A 24,191-nucleotide genomic window follows, 5' to 3' on the forward strand; every position below is an offset into this window, starting at 1 on the left:
CGTGGTGGTGAGGGTGGCCCCATGCCAGAGAGAACCGAGAAGCCAGGGCTGCGCGAGCGGAAGAAGGAGGAGACCCGGCGCGGACTGCGCGAGGCCGCCGGCCGGCTCTTCGCCGAACACGGTTTCGCGCAGACGACGGTGGCCGACATCGCCGCGGAGGCGAACGTGTCGGAGCGGACCTTCTTCCGCTACTTCGACAGCAAGGAAGCGCTGCTCCTCCCGGACGGGATCGAGCTCTTCGCCCGCATAGAGGAAGCCTTCCTGGCCCGGCCGGACGGCGACACACCGCTCGAAGCGGCCTGCGGCGCCATCACGGACGCGGTCTTCTACTTCGCCACCAGCAGCCTGACCGCGCTCGCCCATCCGCTCGGCGAGATCCGCGAACAGGCGCGCGAGGGCCTGTCCCGGCAGTTCCAGCAGTTCGAGGCGCGCCTGACCGCGCTGGTCCTGGAGCGCCTTCCGGAGACGGAGCCGGACGCCGACCTGCGGGCCGCCGTGATCGCCAACTGCGCGCTGGGAGCCGCGCGCGCCGTCCTGCGGACCCTGCGCGACCGCCGTACGGCCGGAGTGCCGGTGGAGCCCGACCGTCTGCTCCCGCAGGCGTTCACCTTCCTGACCATGATCGGAGCCACCCCCTCGTGAACCGTCGCCGTCGTTACTCCGTCACCGCCGTATGTCTGACCGCCGTGGTCGCGGCGGCCGTGACCACCGACCTCGTCGTGGAGCACAAGGTGCGGGGCCGGGTCGCGGAGACCGCCGCGTGCCGTCTCGGCGCGACCAAGGGGGTGCGGGTGGACCTCGACGACACCCTGGCCGGACTCAGGGCGCTCACCGGCACGGTCGGGGCCGTCCACGTCAGTGCCGAGGGGGTGCGCCGCGAGGGCACCGAGATGGACGTCGACGCGCACCTGCGCGACGTGTCGACCGGCGGCGCCACCTCGGGCGGGACCGCCACCGCCACCGTCGCCTACGACGCGCTGGACCGGAGCGTCGGTGTGCGGGGCGGCGCCGACGGGCTGAGGACGGGTACGGACGGCACCCGTCTCACCCTCACGGGCACGGCGGGTACGACAGGTCTGCCCGTCACGGTGGCCACCACCCTGTCCACCACGTCCCACAGCCTCACCATCACCCCCGCGAGCGTCCTGGTCCTCGGCCGCGAAGTCCCGGTGTCGCAGCTCTCCGCCCTGCCGGGCGCCGGGGGGCTCGCCGCCGAGCTCGAGCCGCGCACCATCCGGATCAGGGAGCTGCCCCGGGGCACCGCGCTCGTCGGCGCCCACGCCGAAGGCGCCGGTCTCGTCCTGGACTTCACCGTGGCACCCACCGGTGCGCGGCAGGCGGCGCGGACGGCGAGCGAGGCGTCCGCGTGCGTGTCGGGGAAGGGGCGGGCCGAGAGCTGACTCCGCCGCGCCGGGCCTCGGCCGCTCGTCCGCGAGGCCCGGCGCGCCGCCGCCCGTCCGGGAGGCGGCGCCCCGTCCGCGCTCCGTGTGTCCGGGGGGCGCGGGGCGTCGATAAAAAATGGCAGAGATGACAATTGACGGTGCTGTCATCTTCCCGGTTAAGTTGTGGCAGCCCTGTCACTTCTTCTGGAGGCGCGGTGTCCCTTCCCCCTGCCCAGCTGTCCCCGGCTCCGCTTCCCGTCGTGCCCCGGCCGTCCGTCCTGCACCGCACGGGTGCCTTCTGCGCGCGGCACGCCGTGTGGGTGGTCGCCGCCTGGCTGGTGGTGCTGGCGGCCGCGTTCGCGGGCCGGCACGCGGTCGGCGCGAGCTTCGGCGACGAGGTCACCCTCCCCGGCAGCCAGGCGGGCATCGGTGCCGACCTGCTGGCGAAGTCCGACCCGGCGGCGGGCGCGCCCGGCGGAAAGGTGGTCTTCCATGTCGGCTCGGGCAAGGTGTCCGACCGCGCGGAGGGCCTGGAGTCGACGCTCGGGCGGCTGAGGGACCTGCCCCACGTCACCGCCGTCGCCGCGTTGGTGACCGGCACCGACGGCGCGACCGCGTACACCGCCGTGTCCTTCGACCGGAAGCTCAAGTCCCTCGGCCACGGTTACACCGAGCGGCTCGACGCGGCGACGGCTCCCGCCAGGGACGCCGGGATCGGCGTCGGCTACGGAGGCGACCTGCACGACATCGTGCGCGCCCCCGCCGACGACGCCACCGCCGAGGCCATCGGCGTCGGCGCCGCCCTGATCGTGCTGCTGCTCGCCTTCGGCAGCGTCGCCGCCGCCCTGATGCCCCTGGTCACCGCCCTGATCGGGGTCGGTGTCGGCCTCGGCGTGGTCGGCATCGTGGCCGGCACGCTCACCTTCGCCACCTCTGCGCCCACCCTGGCCACGATGATCGGGCTCGGCGTCGGCATCGACTACGCGCTCTTCCTGATCACGCGGTTCCGCCAGTACCTGATCGACGGGGACGATCCGCCGACGGCGGTCGGCCGTACGGCCGCCGTCAGCGGCAAGGCGGTTCTGGTCGCCGCCGGCACGGTGGCCGTGGCCCTGCTCAGCCTGTACGCCTGCGGTCTGACCATGATCGGGCGGCTGGGTCTTGCCGCCACGGTCGCGGTGGTCGTGACGGCGGCCGCGGCGCTCACCCTGGTGCCGGCGGCCATGGGGCTCGTGGGCCGCCGGATCGACGTCCTCCGTGTCCGCCGCAGGCCGGTCGCCGAGAGCTCCGGCGACCACGACGGGTGGCGCCGCTACGCGCGCCTGGTCGCCCGGCATCCGTGGAGGTTCTTCACCGCCGGACTCGCCGTCGTCGCCCTCTGCGCGACACCGCTGTTCTCGATGCGCCTCGGGCACATCGACGACGGCGCGGACCCGGCGGGCAGCACCACCCGCGACGCCTACGACTGGATCGCCGACGCCGACGGTCCCGGCTTCGGGCCGGGTGCCAACGGCCCCTTCACCCTCGTCGTCGACCTCACCCGCGCGAGCGTGTCCGCCGACCGGGTCGCGGGCCTGGTCGCCGACGGTCTGGCGGGGACGGACGGCGTCGCCCGTGTCACGCCCCCGCGCACCAGCCCGGACGGCAGGATCCTCGTCACCACCGTCGTCCCCGCCACCGGCCCCCAATCGGCCGCAACGGACGCCCTGTTCGCCACGCTCACCGGTACCGCCGTGCCCGGCATCCTCGAAGGCACCGGTGCGACCGGGCACTTGACCGGCAGCACCGCGGGCCAGCTCGAATTCCGCGACACCGTCACCGAACGCCTGCCCCTGATCGTCGGCATCGTGCTGGTCGCCGCGTTCCTGCTGCTGACGGCCGTCTTCCGCAGTGTGGTGATCCCGCTCAAGGCGGTCGTCCTCAACCTGCTCACGACGGGCGCGTCGTACGGCGTCCTGGTCGCCGTCTTCCAGTGGGGTTGGGGCGACGGCCCGCTCGGCCTGGGCGAGCCCGTGCCGATCGAGTCCTACGTCCCGATGATGATGTTCGCCATCGTCTTCGGTCTGTCGATGGACTACGAGATCTTCCTGCTCTCGCGCATCGCCGAGGAGTGGCACGCGACCGGTGACAACGAGCGGTCGGTCGGCACCGGTCTCTCGCTCACCGGGCGGGTGATCACCTGTGCCGCGCTCATCATGACGGCCGTGTTCCTGTCCTTCACCGGCTCCCCGGCCGTCGTGGTGAAGATGCTCGCTCTCGGCCTCGCCGTCAGTGTCGTCCTCGACGCCACCGTCGTACGCCTCGTCCTGGTGCCGTCCCTCATGTTCCTGATGGGGCGGGCCAATTGGTGGCTGCCGGGATGGCTGGACCGCCGGCTGCCGCGTTGGACCGTCTGATGCCGGGGGACCCGGGGCGCGGCTGCCGGCCGGGGACGCGGCGGGCCCCGCTCGACGCCGGAGCCGCTGAGGGCGTGCTCGAGGGCGGTCTCGATCCGGAGGACGTCCTGCTGCGGCTCGGCGCGCTGTGGAGGATCGCCCCGGCGTGGGGGGAGAGGTCCGTGCGGCGCGCGTCCTCGGCCCGATCGTCGACGGTTTCCGGCGGCCGCGTCCCGGACCGGCGGTCTGACGGATCCGGCGGGGAAGCGCCGATGTCGGACCCCGCCATCGCGGTCGTTATCATCCAGTAGAGACGCTTTGTCGATATTTATTTGATGTGTGGCTTTCATTCCGGAGTGGTGGATGTTCCGCAAGCCGTCGACGGGTGACGGCGACGAGCTGCTCGCCAGGCTCGGATCGCTGACCGCCCAGGCGCGTGAACGCGCGCAGTTCCAGCGCTCGCAGGTCGAACTGGCCATCGCGCTGCAACGCGGCATGCTTCCGGGAGACCTGCCCTCCGCCCCGGGGTTCGACGTCGCCGTCGAGTACGCGCCCGCCTGCCACGGCCTCAACGTGGGCGGGGACTGGTACGACGCCTTCGAACTGCCCGACGGGCGCATCGGCCTGTCCATAGGCGACGTGCAGGGCCACAACATCGAGGCCGCCGCGTTCATGGGGCAGGTCAGGGTCGGCCTGCGGGCCCTCGCCTCCGTCACCGGCGACCCCGGGGAGCTCCTCGAGCGGACCAACGACCTCATCCTCTCCATCGGCTCCGACCTCTTCGCCACCTGCACCTTCATGAGGCTCGACCCGGTCACCGGCGTGCTGGAGAGCGCGCGGGCCGGGCACATACCCTGCGTCTGGGCCACGGCGGACGGGAAGTCCGGCGTCACCGATGACGAGGGCGGGCCACCGCTCGGCATCGGGGCCGGGACGCGGTACCCGGTGACCCGGCACCGGCTCACCACCGGCGGAGTCTTCGTCCTGCTGACCGACGGCGTCGTCGAGGGCCCGGCGATGGACGTGGACGACGGGCTCGACCAGGTCGTACGCCTCGCCGGAGTCGCCGTCGGCGCGGGCCTGTCGGCCGGTTCGCTGGCCGCGGCGGTGATCAAGGGCGCCGAGGGGGTGGGACACGAGGACGACGCGGCCGTGCTCGTGGTCCGCCACGGCGCGCCCGCCGTCCCGTTCCGGTGAGGCGGCCGACGCCGTTCGCGGCGCGGGGGCGCTCGCCTCGCCGACAGGGCTCCGGCGGTGTCTGATGACTCTGTGGTGGCTGCACAGAAGATGCGCCGGCCGGCCGTCGTCGCCCTTCAGACGCTCGTGATCGCCGCCTGCTACTACGGAGCAGGACGGCTGGGACTCATGCGGCGGCTCACAGTCGAAGGGGCGGTGTTCACGCCCATCTGGCCGCCCACCGGTGTGGCCGTCGCCGCCCTGCTGCTCATCGGGCTGCGGGCATGGCCCGGGATCGCGATCGGGGCCCTTCTGGTCATCCTGTCCCTCTCCTCGTTCTCCTCGCTCGAACTCTCCGCGGCGGGCATCGTCGCGGGCAACACCGTCGCCCCCGTGTGCGCCTGGCTCCTGCTGCGCGCGGTGCACTTCCGCACCGATCTCAGCCGGTTCCGCGACGGACTGGCCCTGGTGTTCCTGGCGGCCCTGGGCGCCATGACGATCAGCGCGAGCGTGGACGTCGGCCTGCTGGTGGTCACGGGCAAACTCGCCCTGGGTGACTTCTGGCCGGTCTGGCTGGCGTGGTGGGTGGGCGACGCGATGGGCGTCCTGATCGTCACCCCGGTCATCCTGATGCTGTACACCGTACGGCCCCCGATAAGCCTGGCGCGGTGGAAGGAGGCCGCCGTGATCATCGTCGCGGCCGGCGTCATGGTGCCGGTCGCCACCCGCAGTTCCATCAGCATGCTGTTCCTGATCTATCCGCTGCTGATCTGGGCGGCCCTCAGATTCGAACTCCCGGGCAGCCTGGTGTGCGCCCTCTTCGCCTCCGTCATGGCCACCGTCGCGGCCACGGAGGACGCCGGTCCGTTCCACCGGCTGAGCCATACCGAGGTCATGATCAAACTACAGGCCTTCAACGGGACCATGGCCCTGACGGCCCTCCTCCTGTCCGCCGTGATCACCGAACAGCGCAACACCCGGCGCTCCGTGGAGCTGGCATGCCAGGAGCTGGTGGAGGTCCTCGAGCACCTGACCGCCGGGAACCCCACGCCCAGACCGCCGCCCGAGGAGGGAGAAGGCCGGGGCTGACGCCGTGGTCTCCCACCGTTGTCCGGACGCCCTCCCGGAGGCACCGTGCCACCACGCGGCCCGGTGGGGAAAGATGAGACCACCAGCGAGGAACCACCGACGTGGAGGTACGGGCACATGCAGCACGAGAGAGCGGGCCGGCCGGCCGACCCCGAGGACCTCGTCGACGTGGCCCGTCTGGTCACCGCCTACTACGCGCTCCACCCCGACCCGGCCGAACCCGGCCAGCGCGTCGCCTTCGGCACGTCCGGACACCGCGGCTCGTCCCTGGCGACCGCGTTCAACGAGGACCACATCGCCGCGACGAGCCAGGCCATCTGCGAGTACCGCGACGGCCGGGGCACCGACGGTCCGCTCTTCCTGGGCGCCGACAGCCACGCGCTCTCGGAACCCGCGAAGGTCACCGCCCTGGAGGTGTTCGCGGCCAACGACGTGACGGTGCTCCTCGACGCCGCGGACGGCTACACGCCCACCCCGGCGGTGTCGCACGCCATCCTCACGTACAACCGCGGACGGTCCGCGGGTCTCGCGGACGGTGTGGTGGTCACCCCCTCCCACAATCCGCCGGCGGACGGCGGCTTCAAGTACAACCCGCCGAACGGCGGCCCGGCCGGCTCCGAGGCGACCTCCTGGATCCAGGACCGGGCCAACGAACTCATCAGGGACGGCCTCAAGGACGTACGGCGCGTCCCGTACGCGAGGGCGCTCGCCGCACCCGGCACCGGCCGGTACGACTTCCTCGGCACCTACGTGGCCGATCTGCCGCAGGTGCTGGACCTGGACGCGATCCGCGCGGCCGGGGTCCGTATCGGCGCCGACCCGCTGGGCGGGGCCTCGGTCGCCTACTGGGGGCGCATCGCCGAACAGCACGGGCTGGACCTGACCGTGGTCAATCCGCTCACCGACCCCACCTGGCGGTTCATGACGCTGGACTGGGACGGCAAGATCCGGATGGACTGCTCCTCGCCGTACGCGATGGCCTCGCTCATCGAGCGGCGCGACCGCTTCCAGATCTCCACGGGCAACGACGCCGACGCCGACCGCCACGGGATCGTCACCCCCGACGGCGGCCTCATGAACCCCAACCACTATCTCGCCGCCGCCATCGCCTACCTCTACACCCACCGGGAGCGGTGGCCCGCCGGGACGGGGGTCGGCAAGACACTGGTGTCGTCCGGAATGATCGACCGGGTCGCCGCAGACCTCGGCCGGCGCCTGGTCGAGGTGCCCGTCGGGTTCAAGTGGTTCGTGGACGGGCTGGTCGACGGCTCCCTCGGGTTCGGCGGCGAGGAGTCGGCGGGCGCCTCCTTCCTGCGCCGCGACGGCTCCGTCTGGACCACCGACAAGGACGGCATCATCCTGGCCCTGCTCGCCTCCGAGATCACGGGAGTCACCGGGAAGACGCCCTCCGAGCACTACGCGGGCCTCACCGAGCGCTTCGGGGAGCCCGCCTACGAGCGCATCGACGCCCCGGCGACGCGCGAGGAGAAGGCCCTGCTGGCCAAGCTCTCGCCCGCGCAGATCACCACCGACACGCTCGCCGGGGAGACGGTCACCGCGGTGCTCACGGAGGCGCCCGGCAACGGCGCGCCCATCGGCGGCATCAAGGTGACCACCGAGAACGCCTGGTTCGCGGCCCGCCCGTCGGGCACCGAGGACGTGTACAAGATCTACGCGGAGTCGTTCCTCGGAACCGATCACCTGCGCCGGGTGCAGGACGAGGCGAAGGCGGTGGTCTCGGCGGCGCTGTCCGGCTGAGACCGGGCCGAAGGCGCCGTGGGCCCCGCGCCACGGCGCCTTCAGCCGTACATCGCCACCCGGTACAGCGCCGCGAGCGCCTCGTCGACGGGATGGGGCTCCGGCATCCCGGAGGAGTCGAGCCCGTTCCACCGCTGCGCGTTCACCGCGACCGCCAGCTGCCTCCGGCCGTCCGCGCGGGTCATCGCCAGCGCCCCACCGCCCCAGACCGTGCCGCCGTGGCCCCAGAAGGGGTCCCGCCCGGGACCCTCCGTCGGATGCAGGCCCAGGCCGTAGTCGATGGTCCTGAGTTCCTGGGAGACGACCGGGACCGTGCGCCGCATCTCCGCCAGCGACGACGGTCCGACGATCTCCCCGGCCAGCAGCAGACCGTAGAAACGGTTGAGGTCCGAGACGGTCGATATCAGCGAGGCCGACGGTCCCACCCATGACATGTCGAACACGCTGTAGTCGCGCGGCGGGTCGATCATGCCGAACCACATCTCGTAGAGCCGTGAGTGCGGCCCGTCGACGTACGGCCCTTCGGGGAACCCGGTGTCCCGGAGCCCCGCGCGCTCGATGACGTCCTCGGTGACGCGCCGCTCGGCCGTCGTGCCGGTCACCCGCTCCAGGAGCTGGGCGAGGAGCAGGTAGTTGGTGTTCGAGTACACCCCGGGGGTGCCGCCCGGGGCGCCGGACGCGGGTGCGGTGACCCCCGTCTCGATCAGTTCGAGGGGGTCGAACCGCGTGAACCGGTGGTCGTCCAGGCTCTCGGGTCCGGTGTCCGCGAGGACGGGGTACGGCTTGAGCGAGGGATAGGCGTACGGCAGGTACTCGGCGAGGCCGCTGGTGTGGTTGAGCAGCATCCGGACCGTGATCGCCTCGCCGCGTTCGCCGGGAACCAGCTCCGGAAGGTACCGGCCGATCGGTGTGTCGAGTCCGATCCGGTCCTCCTCGACCTGCCGGAGCACGGCTGCGGCGGTGAAGGTCTTGGTGATGCTGCCGACCCGGTGCCGCATGTCGGCGGTGACGGGGCGGCCGGTGGTGACGTCGGCGACCCCGGCGGCGCCGCGCCAGACCTGGTCGCCGTCCCGCACTTCGGCGAACAGGCCGGGCATCCCGGCGCGGTGGACGTTCTCGAGGGCGGCTTCCAGTGCCGCTGGATCCAGTGCGTTCTTCACGTCATGCGTCCTTTCGCACGTCCTGGAGCGGGCTCCGTCCCGGCCGCCCGACCCCGGTTGCCCGAACCCGGGCGACAGGGCACGAGCGGCCTGCCGGCCCGCCTCCCGTCGAGGTGTCGGGCAGGCCCTTGTCCTCATTATGCACGCAGTGCGTGCAACGCCAAGTGCAATGCCAGGCGCATCAGCTAGGCTGAAGTCCGGCGAGAGGAGCGGAATGACGGGCCGAAGGCGTTGGTCGACCGAGGAGATCCTGGACGTGGCGGCGGAGCTGCTGTGCACGAGCGACCCGGACTCGTTCAGCGTGCGCAAGCTGGCGGCGGCCCTCGGGACCGACTCCTCCAGCCTCTACCGGCACTTCCGCAGCAAGACCGAACTGCTGCGCGCGGTCGCCGACCGGATCCTCCTGACCGCCATGGACGGCTACCGCGCCGAGGGCGACTGGAGACAGCGGATCATGACCCTGGCCCTGCGGGTGAGGGACGCCTTCGGCCGGCAGCCCCAGCTCGCGGCGGTCTGGGGACGCCACGTCTCGAGCGGCACCGGTTCCCGGCTGGTCATGGAAGAGGCGCTGCAGGCGCTGCGCGCCTCGGGGCTGCCCGACGAGGAGATCCCGGCGCGCTACCACCGGATCGCGGTCCTCGTCTCCGCGCTGATCGCTTCCGAGGCCGGGGTCGACACGGTCACTCCGGAAGAGCGCGAACAGGGCATGGAGCTGTTCCGGGTGGCGGTACTGGGCGCCGACCCCGAACGCTTCCCGGCCCTGGCCCACTTCGCCCGTGACATCCGTCCCCTCGTGGTGGACCGCCGCGCCGCGTTCGAGGAGATCCTCGCCGCCCAGCTCGACCAGGTCGAGAACGCGGTCCGCCCGGGCCGGACGGCCGGTTCCGGAGTGCCCGCGGACGACTGAACGACCGCGGGCGCGGAGGGTCCCACGGCCTGGCCGCGCGGGCCCGGCTGCCGCGTGTCAGTGTGGACCGGGGGCCGTGCGACCGCGAGACCGCGAGGGTCTCGGGTGCCGGGCCCCGGACCGCCGAGCCGTCGGACCGACGATTCAGAGGAGGAGGCGGCGCGTGGAGGAGAGGGAATTCGTCCAAGCGGTGTCGGAGCGCACGGGCCTGTCACGACAGGAGTCGGCCGATCTGACACGGGCCACGCTGGAGACGCTCGCCCATCGGCTGAGCGGGGGCGAGGACCGGGCACTGGAGCTGGAGCTCCCGGAGGGCCTGGCCGAGTCCGTGCGGCGAGGTGCCACCTCGGCCATCGAGGCCTTCGGCTACGACGAGGCCGTACGGCGTGTCGCCGAACGCAACGTGCTCAAGAAGGAAGAGGCCGACAGTGGTGTCCGGGCCGTGCTCGTGACGCTGCGCGAGGCGATCAGCGAGAAGGAGTTCGGCAACATGATGTCGCAGCTCGGAGCCGATTTCGCCCACCCGGTCGAGGAGTTCGCCGGCTGACCCGCCGCGCCTTTTCACGGGGGCGTGATCCCGGGATCCCGTTCCCGAGTCCGGCCCGGCCCCGTTCCGTCACGGGGCCGGGCCGGAGCGCTCCTAGGACTGTTCCCCGACGGTCATCTCGCCCAGGAGGGACCAGTCGTCCTGGGGGATCTTCACGTTCACGATGCGCGGTGTCGAGGTCAGGTGGTCGGGCATGAGCTGCTGAGCGGCCTTGAAGTGCGCGGACTGTACATGGGCCGCCCCGGCCTCGTCGTCGCGGAAGGCCTCGACCAGGACGTACTCCGTCGGGTCGTCGAGGCTCCGGGACCAGTCGAACCACAGACAGCCGGGCTCGGCGCGGGTGGCGGCCGTGAACTCGGCGGTGATCTCCGGCCACTTCTCCGCGTCCTCGGGGCGGACGTTGAACTTGACGGTAATGAAGATCATGAGGGCTCCTCGGATCGCTGTCGAGTCATTCTGTGCCGTCCGCGGTCGTTGGACATCATGAGCCTGTGGGCCGACCGGGGGAACCCCGCGATGCGGCCACCTCTTCCGGAGCCGCCCCTCGGACCGTCCTGCCGTCTCTCGAACTTCCTTGCGGAGTCCCGCCGGGCTATGTATCGTTTTTCGATAACATCGATAATCGATATGGGGGAGTCATGGCGAGGCTGCGCAATCCACTGGAACCGATGTCGAGTGCGGTCACGGTCGTCGTGACGCTGTTCGCGGTGTTCATGGTGCTGGGCGTGTTCGGTTCGATGTTCCTGGACGGGGTGCACGTCCTCGGCATCGGCGACAAGTCCGTCTGTGTCACGGACACGACCGAGACGGTGGGCACCGACGCGGAACCGCACATGGGGTTCAGGGCGGCACCGGGAGCGACGATGGGCCTGGACGCCAGTCCGAACTACTGCACCGACGACCCCAGCACGGCTCAGAGCCTGCTCAACACCGCGACCAAGGTTCCCGACTTCGTCTTCACCGTCGGGGCGCTCCTGCTCGTTCTCCGGCTGATCCGGGGTGCCGAGGGCGACGGCCTCTACACCGCGCGGACGGCGGAGCGGCTGCGCAGGGTGGGCTGGTGGCTGCTGGCCGGCAGCGTGCTCGCCGCGATCGCGGAGTCCGTGAGCGAGAAGGCACTGATCGGCTCTCTGAGCAGGGGCGGCGACGTCAGTGCCCTCTCCGGGCTGATTTCGTGGGACGCTCCCTACATGGCGATATTCACCGGCCTCGGCGTCCTCTCCTTCGCGCGGATCATGCGCGTCGGCGTCACCATGCGAGAAGACCTCGACGGAACGGTCTGATGCCCGAGGACAAGGAGGAGCACGGGATCGAGGTCCATCTCGACCGTCTGCTCGAAGAACGCGGGATGACCCTGACGGAGCTCGCCGACCGGGTCGGTGTCACCCATGTGAACCTGTCGATCCTGAAGAACGGCAGGGCCAGAGCCGTACGGTTCACGACGCTGACGCGGCTCTGCGAGGTACTGGAGTGTCAGCCGGGAGACATCCTCAGCCACCGTCCGGGCTGAGGGCGGAGCCCGCGGTCCGCCCTCGGGCTCCGTCTCGTCCCCGCGCCCGGCCGCCCCGCCGGGCCGTTCCCGGGCCGCAGGACGGAGAGTCGGACGGACCGTCAGGTGGTGGCCCGTTCCCCCGCTCCGCCGGGGGTCCCGGCCTCGGGCCGTTCATCGGTGAGTTCGGGTTCCAGGCCTTCGGCGACGGGGGCCCGGGGCCTTCCGGTGTCGGCCCGCCAGGCCTCGAACGCCCAAGCCGTGAAGGCCACGACGGTCAGCCCGAGCAGCCAGCCGCCCAGCACGTCACTGAACCAGTGGACGCCCAGGGCGACACGGGTGAAGCCGACACCGACGACGGAGAGGACCGCGGCGCCCCAGCACGGCGCGCGCCAGGGACGCGGCACCATGGGCAGCAGGACCAGCAGCAGGACGGCGAACGAGGTCGTCGCGGTCATCGCGTGGCCCGACGGAAAGGAGAAGCCCGGGGCCCGTGCCACCGGATCCTCCAGCGACGGACGCGCCCGCTCGACGACCGTCTTCACCAGGAGCCCGATGAACCCGCCGGCCACGGCCGTCACCGCGGCCCACGCGGCCAGACGCCAGGCCCGGCGGTACACCAGCCAGACGGTCAGCAGCGCGACGGCCGTGCGCAGGGTGACCGGATCCCAGACCCGGTCGGAGAGGAAGCGCAGCGTACTCGTCCAGGCGGGATGATCGAGGGCGATGACGTGCAGCCGACGGGCGGCGCCCGCGTCCAGCCGGCGCAAGGGGCGCCACTGCCCCTCGACCAGGACGAGGAGCAGGCCGAACGGGACCGCGGTGACCGCGGCCGCCGCGGCCGCGCCGAGCAGCCGGGCGCCGAACCGCCGGTCCGCCTCCCGGCGGCGGTCCCGCAGGTTCCGGACCATGGAGCGCGTCGCCATCTCAGACCCCCGGATCGGGTTGGACCGGACCGGGGCGCCGCGCGCGCGAGGCCTCCAGCTGCGCGGCGAAGGACAGTCCGAGGAACAGGGCGATCGAGGTCAGATAAGCCCAGAGCAGCAGCGACATGAAGGCGCTGAGAGGACCGTAGACCGTGTCGAAGGAGCCGCTGAACTCGAGGTAGAAGCTCAGCAGCCAGGTCAGCGCGGTCCAGAGCACCAGGTACACGGCGGCGCCGAAGGCCAGCCAGGTGTAGCCGGGCTGGTGACGACGGGGCGAACGACGGAAGATCGCGCTGGCCGAGATGAGGGCGAGGAGCAGCCCGGAGGGCCAACGCAGCACGTCCCAGGCGGTCTTGGCTCCTCCGTCGAGGTGGTAGACGGTCACGACCGCGGACGCCAGGTCGTCGCCGGCCACCATCAGGACGAAACCGAGGCCGAGCGGGATTCCCGCGCTCAGGGACATGACCAGACCGCGCAGGTACTTCCGGTGGAAGACGCGGTCGCGCTCATTGCCGTAGATCCGGTTGGCGCCGCGCTCGATCTGGCACATCGCGGTGGTCACGTTGACCAGGGAGAAGGCCAGCCCGAACCACAGGGCGACCTGGGCCCCGTCGCCCGCCGTGCGCCGGCTGCGGCGCAGCGCGTCGTCGACGACCTCGGCGCTCGGACCCGCGCTGATCCGGCGGATCGTCAGTTCGGCGACCCGGCCGACGTCCTCGGTGTGCAGGGCCGAGGACAGGCCCACGAACGCGATGGCGAGCGGGACCAGGGCCAGGACCGTCTGCAGGGCGAGCGCACGGGAATGGCTGAACCCGTCGGCGTAGCGGAACCGGACGAACGCGTCGCGCAGCAGGGGCCAGCCGCCGTACCGGCGCAGGGACGCGAGGGCCTCGTCGGCGGAGAGTTCGTCGCCGGACATGGCATGGGTCTCCGGCACTCTCGTCGCGGTACCCATTCACTTCTCCCGGGAGGGCAGCAGGACGGTCAGCGCGCCGGGCTCGACCTCGGCGGTGAGGCGCCGGCCGGGGCCCACCGGGTCCCCGTCGAGTTCCCGGGACTGAGGCGTGTCGAAGACGAGTTCGGCGCGCCGGAAGGTGAAGAACTCCACGGGGACCTCGTCGTGGTCCTCTCCCTCCGCCGCGAGGGTGCGCACGGTGGACGGCCGTGGCGGCGTGGCGCGTCCGCGCAGCAGCGTCCGCACCGCTCGCAGCCAGCCGCCCGGTCCGCGCGGGTCGAGGACCAGGAGGTCGAGCAGCCCGTCGTCGGGACGGGCGGCGGGCAGCAGGGTGACTCCGCCCTGCACGGCCGCGACGTTGGCGACGAGCACCATGCGGGCCGTGCGGCGGAAGGCCGGGGATCCGTCCAGCCGGATCGTCACCCGCATGCGGGGCGTGCGCAGGGTCCCGATCCCGGCCAGCGCGTAGGCCGGCCAGCCGAGGGCGGCCTTCGCACGGGGATCGGTGTGCTCCATCATCGCGGCGTCGAGACCGGCCCCGGCCATCGCGGTGAACCGGGTGGCCTTCAGGCCGTCGCCCTCGACGGCCGCGAGGTCGAGCCGGTGCGGACCGCCGCCCAGCGCGGCCTCGAGCGCGGCGACGGGGGAGAGCGGCAGACCGAGGTTGCGGGCCAGCAGATTGCCGGTGCCGCAGGGGACCACGGCCAGGGGGACCCCGCTCCCGGCCAGGACGTCGGCGACCGTGCGGACCGTTCCGTCCCCACCGCAGACCACGACGAGTGCCGCGCCCTCGCGGACCGCGCGGGCCGCCTGTCCCGCCCCGGGGTCCTCCGCGGTGGTCTCCAGGAACACGGGTTCGCGGTGGCCGTGCCGTTCGAGGGTCCGCCGCAGCTCGTGGCGCTCGGACTCGTCGGTCACCGTGGGGTTCAGGATCACGGTGGTCGTACCGGGCGGACGCTCGTCGGCGGTCCGGCCCGCGGGTGCGCCGTCCGTGGACGGGGCGGCGGCCACGGACCGGTCGACCAGCAGGGCGCGCCCCACGATCAGCAGGGACAGCCCGCCGTTGACGAGGCCGCCCAGGACGTCCGTGGGGTGGTGCATGCCCCGGTAGAGCCGGGCGAGGCCCACGAGCAGCGGCAGGAGCAGCAGCAGCCCGGCCACGACCCTGCGCCACGGCCCGCGGATCCGGGACAGCGCGAGAACCGCCAGACCCGCGTAGACCGCGGTGGCCGCCCCGGTGTGTCCGGAGGTGTAGCTCGACGTGGGCGGTGACGCGTCGAGGCGGTCCACGTCCGGCCGGTGCCGGTCCACCGACTCGGTGATCGCCAGGAAGACCAGCGACTGGAGCGACACGGCGACGGCGAGGAAGACCGCCTGACGCCACATCGGGAGGCGGGGTACCAGGAGCAGGCCCAGGCAGGCCAGCAGCGTGACGGTGATGACCGTGAGGGTGTTGCCGGCCTCCGAGGCGACGGAGGACAGCGTGGTGAGGGCGCCGGTCCGGGCCTGTTCGAGGCCCTCGTTCACGGTGTCCTCGGCCGTCAGCGGCCACAGTCCGCGGGCGGGACCGGTGATCAGGAGTCCGAGGCCCACCATCGACGCCGCCTGGCACGCGGTCAGCGCGGCGATACGGGCGGCGGTCCGGCCGGTGCCCCGGGGCAGTGCGAACGAGCGGGCGGAGCCCGTGGCTTCGGTCCGGCTGCCGGACATTCCGGCGGCTCCGTCCGGTACGGCGGTCGGCATGGAGGGCTCCCAGGGGCAGCGCGGTGCGTCCGGATTCCGCCCGGGACGCGCTTCCTCCCGGGTCCATCGCCGTCTGCCCCGGATCGTCCGGGACAGGCGTGTCCCGGCGCGGAACCGGATCCGCCCCGGGCGGAGCGATCACCTGATCGCTCCGCCCGGGGCGGTCGTTTCCGGTGGACGGTGCCCGGCGGCCGGACGACGGCCGGTCGGCGGGCACCGGCGCCCCGCTCAGCCGTGGTACGAGATGTAGCCGTTGCCGTCGCGGTCGTTGGCCGACTTGGTGTACGAGTGGACGTCGGCGCGGGCGCCGGACGACTTGTACAGGTAGATGCTGTCCTTGTCGTTGTTCCAGATGAAGTTGCAGTTCTGGCGGTAGACGACGTTGCGGGCGTCCGAGTCGGTGCCGTGGCCGCCGCGGAGCTTGATGGAGTCCCCGGGCTCCAGGTAGTGGTTCGCCGGGAAGGTGAACTTGTTGCCCGTGGCGTCCTTGACGACGTAACCCTTCAGGTTGACGGTCGTGCTCGACGAGTAGTTCTTGATCACCAGGTACTCGTCCTTGGAGTTGCCGCTGGAGCAGCTGTTGGAGTCCCGGCCGGGCGCGTCGTACTGGACGCCCTTGATCTTCAGCGCGGACGAATACTCCGCGGCCTGGGCCGGGGCCGTGGCGATGGCGGCGAGCGTGCCGGCAGCGGCGGCGGTGACGGCCAGGGCATGACGGATACGCATGAGGAATCCCCCCTCGGTGGTGCGAATGGAGCTCCAGGAGCATACCGATGATGTGATCAACGGATGGCGGGGATGTGGAGAACGCGTGCACACCTTCCGGTCGCGCGTGTTCCGCGCGGCCCCCGCGGACGGGCCCGCCGGTCTGCCGCGGGACCGGCCCTCGCGGCCCCGACCTGCTGTGACTTCGCCCACCTCCTCTTGTCCCGACAAGAAAGGCATACCTAAGTTCTCTCCCATGGCCCCACAAAATCCCCCGCTCCCGCACGGCCCCGGCGAGGCCGGAGCATCGCGCCCGACGGGTGCCGGCCGGCCGGACGCCCCCGAGCTGTTCGAGTTCGCCGTCGACCTCACCGCCCAGGAGGTCCTGCGGCAGGCCCAGGTCCTGGCCGTCCTCGGTCCCGACTGGGACCCGGTGGAGGTGATGCGCCAGGAGGAGGCCGCGTACGCGCTCCTGTACTCCGGCCTCGACGCCGGACAGCAGCGCGTGTACGACGACCTCGTCGCGGCCGGCGTGCTTCCCCGCCGTGGAGACGGCCGTGCTGCCGCTTGACCCGCAGGCGGACATCGGGCGGCGCGCCTGGGTGAGGTGTCCGAACTGCGCCGACAGCCACGGGTGCGCCTCCTGTGAGCAGCGGCGGTCGTGCTCCGACCACTGGCGCTACCTGCTCTCCACCACCGGGAGCCTGCTCCATCTGCAGTGCCCGTCGTGCACCCACGTATGGGTCCACGAGACCGGATTCGGCGCCACCCGCTCCTTCTGGGAGCGCGTCAGGGGTGGCCGCTCCTGACGCCGCCCGGCGGGCGGGCGCCGTGGAACAAATCTTTGCCCACCCCAAAGGGTCCGCACGTCAGGCCGGGGTTATCCTCAGGGCCCCAGGCGGGTCGAACTCGTCCGACGCGCCGCTGTGGGAAGATCGCAACCCCGCGCGACAGCAGTCCGGGCCCGCGCACGCCATCGCTCGTAGATTCGAGGACGCTCGCGGCCCACCGGTGGATGACGGACCGGCCCGCGCGGGTAAAGAAACTCCATGCGCATCAGCGCGAACATCCCACTGCCGAAGGACTGCCGGTCTTGGACCTCCCACACTCAGAATCTGCTGCCTCGCGGCGTCCCGGACGCACGTGGACCGTCCGCATCTCCGGCCACAGCGACCGCACCGCGTCGGTCACGTGCTCCTCTCCCTGCGCCATGCCGCCGCGGTCCCGTGACCTCGCCGCGCTGCGCCGCTTCGCCGAAGCCCATGTCGGGGCGCACGCCCGCGCGGCCACCGTGCACGCGGACGCCGCCTGCGCCTGCCGGCAGACGCAGTGCGCCTCCCACGAGGGCAGCCAGGTGCACTGCATGGGCAGTGTGCTGCTGGTGCTGCGCCATGATCCGGCCATTGCCCAGGTGTGGACCCTGAAGGAAGTCTGCGCCGCCTGCGCCCCGTTGATGACGCACACCCGCGTCGTGGGCCGTGCGGTGCCCCGCACCCGTACGCCGTCCGCGCCCTCCGCTCCGACGGCCGCCACCGGTGCCCCCGCGGCCGCTCCCGCGGTTCCCGGCGGATTCAGCGCCCCGAGCGGGCCCGGTTTCAACAGCGGGGACGCGCCCCCGGCACCGTCACGTCGCCGCGCCGGCGGTCGTGGCCGCACCCAGTCCCGGCAGGGCCGACGGGACCAGGGCAGATCTCGCGGCTGACCGTGCCCGCACGGCCGTTCGCGGCCCTGCCCGCACCCGGTCGACCCGCGGTTCCGTCCACGCCCGCCCGGCCGCGGACCTGCCCGTATCGTCCCGGCCGTGAACCCGGCCCGTAGACCACGGCCCCGACGGCCGACCGGCCACGGTCCGGCGCGGTCGGCCGCGCTCCCGTCGTGGCCGGCTCCGCCCATGGCCCCGCCGGTCACCCTCCGGCCGCCGTGGAGCGCCGTCGTCCGGGTTGTCCCGTCACGTATCCTGCCGCGCGTCCGTCCACGGCGAGCCGGTGACGCGCGCGCCGCGCCGAAGGCGGGCGCAAGACCCGGGCGGGGGCATTTCGGTGAACAACACCGGTTCGGTTGAGGCTTCATCATCGACTGAAAGCCGTTGCATGCCTTTGCGCAATTCTTGCAGGCGTTGCAGGGTGGCACCGCGCCGCGGCTCCACGGCCGCCGCTTCCGCCGACATGAAGGACGCCACCATGTTCACCACCAGCCGCTCCGTACGTCCGCGCGCGCTCAGGACGGCTCTGGGGCTGTCCGTCGCGGTTCTGGGCCTGCTGGGGGCGGCCGGAGCGCCCGCCGCCGCGCGGGACGCCGGTCGGGGCGCCCCCGTCGGCGATGTCGTCGACCCGGCCCCCGTTCCGGACTGCGTCCACTACTACAGCGACTGGCGCTACACGACCGTCGTCAACGACTGCGACGCCACCGTGGACGTCACCGTCCGGTACACCGACGGTCAGGGCGCCCCTTGCCGCACCCTGCTTCCCCGGGCGATCGCCACCTTCGCCGGCTACGGCCCCCAGCTCAACTACGTCACCGGCCTGAGCGCCTGCACGCCGTCGAGCGTGTGAGACCGCCGGGCGGCCGGGTTCCTCCTCGCCCGGTCCGCCCGGTCTCCCCGCCTCCCGCGTCCTCGCGCCGCCGCGGTGACGTCACGGGCAGTGGTACGTGAGCTCCGCCGAGACGGTGCGGCGCACGGGGGAGAGCAGGCGCAGCTCGGCGCGCGCCTCGTAGCGGCCCTCGCCCTGGAACGTCCACAACAGGTGCAGCTTCGCCTGTTTCTGATTGCGCGTCAGATCCTCGCGCAGCACCTTCGAGGAGGTGCCGTCGCTGCGGACCCAGCGGTACGTGAGCTCGCCGGGCCTGCCGTTGGTGGTGACCGTGCCCGTGATGTCGGCGGTCTCGTCGCACCCCGGGGAGGGGGACGCGGCGGAGACCGTGACGTTGTCCACGCCGAGGGACGGCGCGGAACGGTGCCACAGGAGAAGGGCGACGACGGCCAGCAGCACCACGGCCGGGAGCGCGTGCCGGCGCCAGGTCCGGCGGCGTGCCGGAGCGGCCGGGGGAACGACGCCGACCCGGCGCACGGTGTCGGCGTTCACGCCGGGACCGAAGCGCAGCAGGGTGCCCTCGACCCGGTCGGGTGCGACGCCCTCGGCCATGGTGTCACCGGCACCGGCACCGGCACCCGACAGCTCGAGTGTCGCCGAACCGTCGGTGAGGGCGAGGGTGTCGGAGGAGTCCGGCCGCTGGATCCAGTGACTGGCCAGCACGGTCGCGCTGTAGTCGTCGTCGGGGGAGGAGGCGCCCGAGGCGCTCTGGTTCTGGTTCATCCGATCGAGCACCGCCGGGTGAGGAGCTGCTGCCAGGCGCCGCCGTCGGCGGACACCGGCCGGGTGTCGGCCCGCACGCCCCAGTAGCAGCCCGTGCCCTGGAACGTGTGCTCGAGGGCGATGGTGTACTGGGTCGCGCCGCTGCGCCGGTACGTCTCCGCCGCCCCGTCCTGGGTACCGGGCCGGCCGCTGACCTCACCGGTGAACCAGGCGACCGTGATGGTGACCGGTCCGGTCCCGTCGGTGGTGACGGTGGCGGTCGCGGCCGCCGTCGCCGTGCCCGTCTGCCGGAAACCGCTGAACGAGACGGACTTGACGCTGACGGTGGGGGTCGGAGTGGGGGTGGGCGACGGGGAAGCCGTGGTGGGCGGTTCGGCCGTCGGCGTGGCCGTCGCCGTCGGAGGCGCGACCGTGGGCGGCGCGGACGCACCGGTGGTCACGGACACCGACACGGTCGGCTGCGCCGTGGCGTCCGAGGCCGAAGCGGACGGTGTGGGCGGAGCCGTCACGGACGACGAGGGGGACGGCGTGGGGGAGCCGGGGTCCGTCGTCGTGGGGCCGCCCTCACCGGTCGGCCGCGCGCTGGTGGTGGCCAGTGCCTCCGCGGCCCTGCGGGGTGTGCCGATGTCCGGGGCGCTCCGGTCGATGCCGTACGTCAGGAGGAGGGCCGCCACGAGCGCGGCCCCCGACACGAGCAGCGAACGAAGACTCGGCCGCCAGGACCGGAGCCAGTCGGGTGCCCCGCCGAGGACCGTGTGTGCCGTGTCCGTGGCGTGGCGCGGCACGGAGGGGGCGGAGGGCAGCAGCAGGAGGCACAGGGCCACGAGCGCCGCGAGCTGCCGACGGCCGCGGTCCTCCCACTCCGGACCGTACGCGCCGCCGGCCGTCGCCTCGAGTTCCGCGACGAGGTCCTCGGCGTGGGCGGGCCGTTGTCCGGGCGTCTTGGCGAGGCCGCGCAGGACGAGGGAGCGGACCGGCTCGGGGACCTCGTCGGCGGGGATGACTCCGTCCACGTGCTGGAGGGCGAGTTCGGCCAGGTTCGCGCCGGTGTAGGGCTTGCGGCCGGTCAGGCACTCGAAGAACGTCGCGGTCGCGGCGTACACGTCGGCGGCCGGCGAGGCGGGGGCGCCGGTCCACTGCTCGGGAGCCATGTACGACGGGGTGCCCGCGATGCCGGCGGTGGTGCCGTCGGTGGCGGCGATCCCGAAGTCGACGAGCTTCGACGTGCCGTCGGCGCGGACGAGGACGTTCTCCGGTTTGTAGTCACGGTGGACCACGCCGAGGCGGTGGGCGTCGGCGAGGCCGAGCAGCGAGCCCTTGAGCAGCACGAGAGCGGCTTCCGGTTCGAGGGGGGCCTGCCGGCCGAGCAGGGTCCGCAGCGACACCCCGTCCACCAGCTCCATGACGATGGCCGCGCCCTCGGGTCCCTCCACGTACTCGTAGAGGCCGGCCACGTGGTCGCTGTGCAGCCCGCCGAGCAGTCGGGCCTCCGCCCGGAACTCCTGCACGAAGCCCGGGCGGGTGCGCAGCGCGTCACTGAGGTACTTGACCGCGACCGGGTGGCCGGTCTCCTCGTGAACGGCCAGCGCGACGCGTCCGCTCGCCCCCGAACCGAGCTCGCGGGACTCGGCGTAGCCCGGTACCGCCCATGTGCTCATGACCCATGCCTCCCCGAGACGTGGGGCGCGCGGGGCATTCCGGTCCCCGCGCGCTCCAGTCGTGTGCTGAGACACGATCGGGGCCGCTTCGGTTGCAGGAGGCGCGGAACGGATCGCCGGGCGTTCGTCACCCCAGTTCGGCGAGGTCCTCGGCGGTCAGTTCGAGGGCACCGGCGGCGATGTTCTCCTCCAGGTGTGCCAGGGAGCCGGTGCCGGGGATGAGGAGGATGTTGGGCGACCGGGCCAGCAGCCAGGCCAGGGCCACCTGCGGTGTGGTCGCGTCGTGGCGTGCGGCCACGGCCTCCAGGTGCTCGGCGGTGACCGGCTGGAAGCCGCCGACCGGGAAGAAGGGGACGTAGGCGACCCCGGCCTCCGCGCAGGCGTCGACGAGGGGATCGTCGTCGCGCCGGGACAGGTTGTAGAGGTTCTGGACGCAGGAGATGGGCGCGATCTTGCGGGCCTCGGCGAAGTCGTCCGCCGAGATGTTGGAGATGCCCAGATGCCGGATCAGGCCCTCCTCGCGCAGCGCCAGCAGCGTCTCCAGCGGCTCGGCCAGGGACACGGCGTCGGCCCCGCCGAGGTCGCCCATCCGGAGGTTCACCACGTCCATCCGGTCCAGGCCGAGCGAGCGCAGGTTCGCCTCGACCCCCCGGCGCAGGTTGTCGGCCGTCAGGCCCGTCTTCTCGGCCGCGGGCAGGGCGATGTCGGCGCCCTCGACCAGCGCGCCCACCTTGGTCACGATCACCAGGTCGTCCGGGTAGGGGTGCAGTGCCTCCCGGATCAGCTCGTTCGCCGACACCCCGTCACGCGCGTAGTAGTACGAGGTGTCGATGTGGTTCACCCCGAGTTCCACGGCGCGGCGCAGGATCCCCAGTGAGGTGTCCCGGTCCGGCCGTTCGCCCCTCGGCCAGCCGGTCAGCTTCATCGCGCCGTATCCGATGCGCGCGACGTCCAAGTCGCCGCCGAGTTCCCATCGTTGAGTCGTCACGATCACCACCATAGACGCCGGGCGCAAGGCGATACCGGTGGCACGGACCGCTGTCCGGGGGCTTCCGGTCCCGGCCGTCGCCGGGTCACAGGCTCCGCGCGGGCCAGTCCAGCAGCCGGGCGCCGATGACCGCGGTCTGCAGCGTGTAGCGGTGCGCCGGATCGGCGGGGTCGGCGCCGGTGAGCTGGTGGATGCGTTCGAGACGGTACGTCAGGGCCCGCACGCTCAAGGAGAGCCGACGGGCCGCCGCGGCGGCGACGCAGCCCGTGTCGAAGTACGCGGTGAGCGTGTCCAGGAGCGGCCGGGCGCCGCCGCGGGCGCCGGTGAGGGGACCGAGGGTGACGAGGACCAGGTCGGTCATCGCCTGGCGGTCCCGGGTCAGCACCGGGTACACGAGCAGGTCGGCGGCGCGCAGCACGGGCGTGTCCAGGCCGAGCCGCTCGGCGAGTTCGAGGGCGTTCAGCGCCTCCTCGTAGGACTGGACGATCCCGCGGGGGCCGGGCTGGGAACGGCCGATCGCCACCTGTCCGCCGTCGGCCGCCGCGTGCGCCTGTTTCGCGAAGTGGGTGAGGACGTCGTCCTGTTCGCCGGGGGCGATGCACAGCATCCTGCCGTCCTTGGTGGTGAACAGGATGCTGCGGTCGCCGAAGCGGGCGATGAGCTCCCGTTCCACCTGGCGGGGCACCGGCGCCGACTCGTCGTAGACCGCCGGGCCCCGCGCGACGGCGACGGCGTGCGTGGGGGAGAGCCGCAGACCGAAACGCTCCGCGCGCTCGGCCAGACGGCCCAGGTCGCTGCGCCCGTAGAGCAGGTCGTCGATGAACTCGCGCCGGGCGGCCTCCTCCTTGCGCACGGCGAGGAGCTGGGCCCGGCCGTAGCCCTCGGTGAAGGCGTCGATGACCTGCTGGACCGTGGCGAGCGCGCGGTCGGCCGAACCGGGTGAGGCGGGCCAGGCGGCGCGGGCGGCGGAGAGGTGGGCGCTGACGAGGGCGGGCAGGCCGTGACCGGCGTCGGCGGCCCGTTCACCCAGGGCCCGTCGGGACTCGATCTCGTCCCGGGTCAGGCGCCTGCCGGTGACGGAGACATCGGCCAGTATCCGGGCGTAGCCCTCCAGGTACTGCTCGGGTGTCTGCCGTTCCATCAGTTCGTCCCCCGGTTCCTCGACGGCCCGGTGACGACTTCTCGGTGGTGACCGGCACACAGAGCCTAGGCAACACTGCCGGGAACCGGCAATGCGCATGCCATGCACGGGGATGCACGATGTCGGCGGGGAGCACGGCGGACGGTCCTGTGCCGGACACCGGAAGGATCGAGGGTGTCCGGCACGGGACCCGGGCCGCCGGGGCCGCCGGCGTGTGCCCGGTCGGCAAGGATGCCGGACTCAGGGGGCGGGCCAGTTCCGCAACAGGGCGTCGAGGGCGTCCATGACACGCGCCCAGCTTTCCTCCGAGTCGGGGGCGCTGTGGCTGAAGCCTCCGCTCATCTCCAGGCTCACATAGCCGTGGAACACGCTGCCCAGCATCCGGACCGCGTGGGTCTCGTCCGGTTCCGTGAGGTCGTACCCCCGCAGGATCGCGCGCATCATCCGCGCGTGCTTGACGCCCGCGCTCGCCGCCGCGGTCTCCGGGTCGAGTCTCAGTTGCGCGGCGGCGTAGCGGCCTGGGTGTTCCCGGGCGTAGTCGCGGTAGACGCCGGCGAAGGCGGTCAGGGCGTCCTTGCCGGCCCGCCCGGCCAGCGCGGCGGCTCCCCTCTCGGCGAGTTCGTCCAGGGCCAGCAGGGCGATCCGGGTCCTGAGGTCCTGCGAGTTCTTCACGTGCGAGTACAGGCTCGCCACCTTGACGTCGAACCGCCTGGCCAGCGCCGAGACGGTCACCTGATCGAAGCCGACCTCGTCGGCCAGTTCGGCCCCCGCCCGTGTCAGGCGTTCGGTGTTCAGCCCTACGCGGCCCATGTCCTTCCTCTCCTCGGCTTAATCGATTATGCATTTGCCTAAAGCCTTTAGGCAAATTACCGTGAGTC

The 24,191-nt window shown here is 72.5% G+C and carries 26 protein-coding genes; 14 read left to right on the top strand and 12 right to left on the bottom strand.

Annotation, left to right across the window (positions count from 1 at the left end):
* The first annotated feature begins 21 nt into the window (after positions 1–21).
* The 6 genes from CW362_RS02020 (at position 22) to pgm (ending at position 7,780) form a co-directional block, all read left to right on the top strand.
* Complete coding sequence (locus CW362_RS02020) at positions 22–642, top strand: TetR/AcrR family transcriptional regulator (RefSeq protein WP_103547507.1); 621 nt, start codon at positions 22–24, stop codon at positions 640–642.
* Entirely contained in the window at positions 639–1,400 is a 762-nt protein-coding gene (locus CW362_RS02025) for an LmeA family phospholipid-binding protein (protein ID WP_103547508.1), read from the top strand. The genes CW362_RS02020 and CW362_RS02025 overlap by 4 nt, the downstream gene beginning before the upstream one ends.
* Before the next feature lie 197 nt (positions 1,401–1,597).
* Entirely contained in the window at positions 1,598–3,778 is a 2,181-nt protein-coding gene (locus CW362_RS02030; protein WP_240657605.1) for an MMPL family transporter, read from the top strand.
* Positions 3,779–4,120: 342 nt separating this feature from the next.
* Positions 4,121–4,954, top strand: a complete 834-nt coding sequence (locus tag CW362_RS02040; RefSeq protein ID WP_103547510.1) for a PP2C family protein-serine/threonine phosphatase — start codon at positions 4,121–4,123, stop codon at positions 4,952–4,954.
* A 72-nt stretch (positions 4,955–5,026) separates the two neighbouring features.
* A complete protein-coding gene (locus CW362_RS02045; protein WP_103547511.1) occupies positions 5,027–6,022 on the top strand; it encodes an MASE1 domain-containing protein in 996 nt (331 codons plus the stop codon).
* Between the two features lie 117 nt (positions 6,023–6,139).
* Entirely contained in the window at positions 6,140–7,780 is a 1,641-nt protein-coding gene (gene pgm / locus CW362_RS02050) for a phosphoglucomutase (alpha-D-glucose-1,6-bisphosphate-dependent) (protein WP_103547512.1), read from the top strand.
* A 41-nt stretch (positions 7,781–7,821) separates the two neighbouring features.
* On the opposite strand, the gene CW362_RS02055 is transcribed toward pgm, so the two are convergent.
* Entirely contained in the window at positions 7,822–8,940 is a 1,119-nt protein-coding gene (locus CW362_RS02055) for a serine hydrolase domain-containing protein (protein ID WP_240657606.1), read from the bottom strand.
* A 214-nt stretch (positions 8,941–9,154) separates the two neighbouring features.
* On the opposite strand from CW362_RS02055, the gene CW362_RS02060 reads away from it, so the two are divergent.
* Both CW362_RS02060 and CW362_RS02065 read left to right on the top strand, forming a co-directional pair.
* Positions 9,155–9,847, top strand: coding sequence for a TetR/AcrR family transcriptional regulator (locus tag CW362_RS02060; protein ID WP_103547514.1), 693 nt, complete (start codon positions 9,155–9,157; stop codon positions 9,845–9,847).
* Between the two features lie 163 nt (positions 9,848–10,010).
* The gene (locus CW362_RS02065) at positions 10,011–10,394 is read left to right on the top strand and encodes a DUF2267 domain-containing protein (protein WP_103547515.1); all 384 of its coding nucleotides are present in this window, start codon (positions 10,011–10,013) and stop codon (positions 10,392–10,394) included.
* Positions 10,395–10,487: 93 nt separating this feature from the next.
* Here the strand turns inward: CW362_RS02065 and CW362_RS02070 are convergent, their stop codons facing one another.
* Positions 10,488–10,820, bottom strand: a complete 333-nt coding sequence (locus CW362_RS02070) for a putative quinol monooxygenase (protein ID WP_103547516.1) — start codon at positions 10,818–10,820, stop codon at positions 10,488–10,490.
* A gap of 242 nt (positions 10,821–11,062) precedes the next feature.
* Here CW362_RS02070 and CW362_RS02075 point away from each other — a divergent pair, with 242 nt between their 5' ends.
* Together CW362_RS02075 and CW362_RS02080 are read left to right on the top strand one after the other, a co-directional pair.
* Positions 11,063–11,677, top strand: coding sequence for a DUF2975 domain-containing protein (locus CW362_RS02075; RefSeq protein WP_162683937.1), 615 nt, complete (start codon positions 11,063–11,065; stop codon positions 11,675–11,677).
* Positions 11,677–11,904 carry a helix-turn-helix domain-containing protein gene (locus CW362_RS02080; RefSeq protein ID WP_103547518.1) on the top strand — a complete coding sequence of 76 codons (228 nt, stop codon included), beginning with the start codon at positions 11,677–11,679 and terminating at the stop codon, positions 11,902–11,904. Before CW362_RS02075 ends, CW362_RS02080 begins: the two co-directional genes overlap by 1 nt.
* Positions 11,905–12,005: 101 nt before the next feature.
* Here CW362_RS02080 and CW362_RS45235 read toward each other — a convergent pair whose 3' ends face one another.
* The 4 genes from CW362_RS45235 to CW362_RS02100 form a co-directional block, all read right to left on the bottom strand.
* The gene (locus CW362_RS45235) at positions 12,006–12,809 is read right to left on the bottom strand and encodes a phosphatase PAP2 family protein (protein WP_103547519.1); all 804 of its coding nucleotides are present in this window, start codon (positions 12,807–12,809) and stop codon (positions 12,006–12,008) included.
* A gap of 1 nt (position 12,810) precedes the next feature.
* Positions 12,811–13,764 (bottom strand): YihY/virulence factor BrkB family protein, encoded by a 954-nt coding sequence (locus tag CW362_RS02090; protein WP_103547520.1) that lies wholly within the window; start codon positions 13,762–13,764, stop codon positions 12,811–12,813.
* On the bottom strand, positions 13,765–15,507 hold the full coding sequence (locus CW362_RS02095; RefSeq protein ID WP_103547521.1) for a bifunctional phosphatase PAP2/diacylglycerol kinase family protein: 1,743 nt from the start codon (positions 15,505–15,507) through the stop codon (positions 13,765–13,767).
* A gap of 228 nt (positions 15,508–15,735) precedes the next feature.
* Entirely contained in the window at positions 15,736–16,233 is a 498-nt protein-coding gene (locus tag CW362_RS02100) for a lamin tail domain-containing protein (protein WP_103547523.1), read from the bottom strand.
* A gap of 235 nt (positions 16,234–16,468) precedes the next feature.
* Here CW362_RS02100 and CW362_RS02105 point away from each other — a divergent pair, with 235 nt between their 5' ends.
* The 3 genes from CW362_RS02105 to CW362_RS02115 all read left to right on the top strand — a co-directional run bounded on the left by CW362_RS02105 (position 16,469) and on the right by CW362_RS02115 (position 17,914).
* Positions 16,469–16,783 carry a DUF6400 family protein gene (locus tag CW362_RS02105; RefSeq protein WP_240657607.1) on the top strand — a complete coding sequence of 105 codons (315 nt, stop codon included), beginning with the start codon at positions 16,469–16,471 and terminating at the stop codon, positions 16,781–16,783.
* A complete protein-coding gene (locus CW362_RS02110; RefSeq protein ID WP_103547525.1) occupies positions 16,770–17,021 on the top strand; it encodes a hypothetical protein in 252 nt (83 codons plus the stop codon). The genes CW362_RS02105 and CW362_RS02110 overlap by 14 nt, the downstream gene beginning before the upstream one ends.
* A gap of 401 nt (positions 17,022–17,422) precedes the next feature.
* Positions 17,423–17,914, top strand: a complete 492-nt coding sequence (locus CW362_RS02115) for a hypothetical protein (RefSeq protein WP_240657608.1) — start codon at positions 17,423–17,425, stop codon at positions 17,912–17,914.
* 246 nt (positions 17,915–18,160) lie between these two features.
* Here the strand turns inward: CW362_RS02115 and CW362_RS02120 are convergent, their stop codons facing one another.
* Entirely contained in the window at positions 18,161–18,403 is a 243-nt protein-coding gene (locus CW362_RS02120; RefSeq protein WP_162683938.1) for a hypothetical protein, read from the bottom strand.
* Between CW362_RS02120 and CW362_RS02125 the strand changes: the two genes are divergently transcribed.
* Entirely contained in the window at positions 18,393–18,764 is a 372-nt protein-coding gene (locus CW362_RS02125) for an alpha-amylase (RefSeq protein ID WP_103547530.1), read from the top strand. The two genes, CW362_RS02120 and CW362_RS02125, sit on opposite strands and share 11 nt — an antisense overlap.
* Positions 18,765–18,845: 81 nt before the next feature.
* On the opposite strand, the gene CW362_RS02130 is transcribed toward CW362_RS02125, so the two are convergent.
* The 5 genes from CW362_RS02130 to CW362_RS02150 all read right to left on the bottom strand — a co-directional run bounded on the left by CW362_RS02130 (position 18,846) and on the right by CW362_RS02150 (position 24,123).
* Complete coding sequence (locus tag CW362_RS02130; protein WP_240657609.1) at positions 18,846–19,526, bottom strand: hypothetical protein; 681 nt, start codon at positions 19,524–19,526, stop codon at positions 18,846–18,848.
* Positions 19,523–21,184: a serine/threonine-protein kinase gene (locus tag CW362_RS02135; protein WP_103547533.1), complete on the bottom strand. Its 1,662-nt coding sequence runs from the start codon at positions 21,182–21,184 to the stop codon at positions 19,523–19,525. The genes CW362_RS02130 and CW362_RS02135 overlap by 4 nt, the downstream gene beginning before the upstream one ends.
* Before the next feature lie 127 nt (positions 21,185–21,311).
* Positions 21,312–22,184: an oxidoreductase gene (locus tag CW362_RS02140; RefSeq protein WP_103547534.1), complete on the bottom strand. Its 873-nt coding sequence runs from the start codon at positions 22,182–22,184 to the stop codon at positions 21,312–21,314.
* Between the two features lie 73 nt (positions 22,185–22,257).
* Positions 22,258–23,313, bottom strand: coding sequence for a PucR family transcriptional regulator (locus CW362_RS02145; protein WP_420856853.1), 1,056 nt, complete (start codon positions 23,311–23,313; stop codon positions 22,258–22,260).
* Positions 23,314–23,553: 240 nt separating this feature from the next.
* Positions 23,554–24,123 (bottom strand): TetR/AcrR family transcriptional regulator, encoded by a 570-nt coding sequence (locus tag CW362_RS02150; protein WP_103547536.1) that lies wholly within the window; start codon positions 24,121–24,123, stop codon positions 23,554–23,556.
* Between the last annotated feature and the right edge of the window lie 68 nt (positions 24,124–24,191).

Origin of the sequence: Streptomyces populi (assembly GCF_002911015.1) — a bacterium.
In the GTDB taxonomy this organism is placed as follows: domain Bacteria; phylum Actinomycetota; class Actinomycetes; order Streptomycetales; family Streptomycetaceae; genus Streptomyces; species Streptomyces populi.

Coding starts and splice junctions, on each gene's coding strand:
- CW362_RS02060 (WP_103547514.1), top strand. CDS start 9,155: ATGACGGGCCGAAGGCGTTGGTCGACCGAGGAGATCCTGGACGTGGCG.
- CW362_RS02115 (WP_240657608.1), top strand. CDS start 17,423: ATGCCGCCGCGGTCCCGTGACCTCGCCGCGCTGCGCCGCTTCGCCGAA.
- CW362_RS02070 (WP_103547516.1), bottom strand. CDS start 10,820: ATGATCTTCATTACCGTCAAGTTCAACGTCCGCCCCGAGGACGCGGAG.
- CW362_RS02090 (WP_103547520.1), bottom strand. CDS start 13,764: ATGGGTACCGCGACGAGAGTGCCGGAGACCCATGCCATGTCCGGCGAC.
- CW362_RS02020 (WP_103547507.1), top strand. CDS start 22: ATGCCAGAGAGAACCGAGAAGCCAGGGCTGCGCGAGCGGAAGAAGGAG.
- CW362_RS02140 (WP_103547534.1), bottom strand. CDS start 22,184: ATGGTGGTGATCGTGACGACTCAACGATGGGAACTCGGCGGCGACTTG.
- CW362_RS02150 (WP_103547536.1), bottom strand. CDS start 24,123: ATGGGCCGCGTAGGGCTGAACACCGAACGCCTGACACGGGCGGGGGCC.
- CW362_RS45235 (WP_103547519.1), bottom strand. CDS start 12,809: ATGGCGACGCGCTCCATGGTCCGGAACCTGCGGGACCGCCGCCGGGAG.
- CW362_RS02040 (WP_103547510.1), top strand. CDS start 4,121: ATGTTCCGCAAGCCGTCGACGGGTGACGGCGACGAGCTGCTCGCCAGG.
- CW362_RS02135 (WP_103547533.1), bottom strand. CDS start 21,184: ATGAGCACATGGGCGGTACCGGGCTACGCCGAGTCCCGCGAGCTCGGT.
- CW362_RS02075 (WP_162683937.1), top strand. CDS start 11,063: ATGTCGAGTGCGGTCACGGTCGTCGTGACGCTGTTCGCGGTGTTCATG.
- CW362_RS02100 (WP_103547523.1), bottom strand. CDS start 16,233: ATGCGTATCCGTCATGCCCTGGCCGTCACCGCCGCCGCTGCCGGCACG.
- CW362_RS02105 (WP_240657607.1), top strand. CDS start 16,469: ATGGCCCCACAAAATCCCCCGCTCCCGCACGGCCCCGGCGAGGCCGGA.
- pgm (WP_103547512.1), top strand. CDS start 6,140: ATGCAGCACGAGAGAGCGGGCCGGCCGGCCGACCCCGAGGACCTCGTC.
- CW362_RS02095 (WP_103547521.1), bottom strand. CDS start 15,507: ATGCCGACCGCCGTACCGGACGGAGCCGCCGGAATGTCCGGCAGCCGG.
- CW362_RS02145 (WP_420856853.1), bottom strand. CDS start 23,313: ATGGAACGGCAGACACCCGAGCAGTACCTGGAGGGCTACGCCCGGATA.
- CW362_RS02125 (WP_103547530.1), top strand. CDS start 18,393: ATGTTCACCACCAGCCGCTCCGTACGTCCGCGCGCGCTCAGGACGGCT.
- CW362_RS02130 (WP_240657609.1), bottom strand. CDS start 19,526: ATGAACCAGAACCAGAGCGCCTCGGGCGCCTCCTCCCCCGACGACGAC.
- CW362_RS02080 (WP_103547518.1), top strand. CDS start 11,677: ATGCCCGAGGACAAGGAGGAGCACGGGATCGAGGTCCATCTCGACCGT.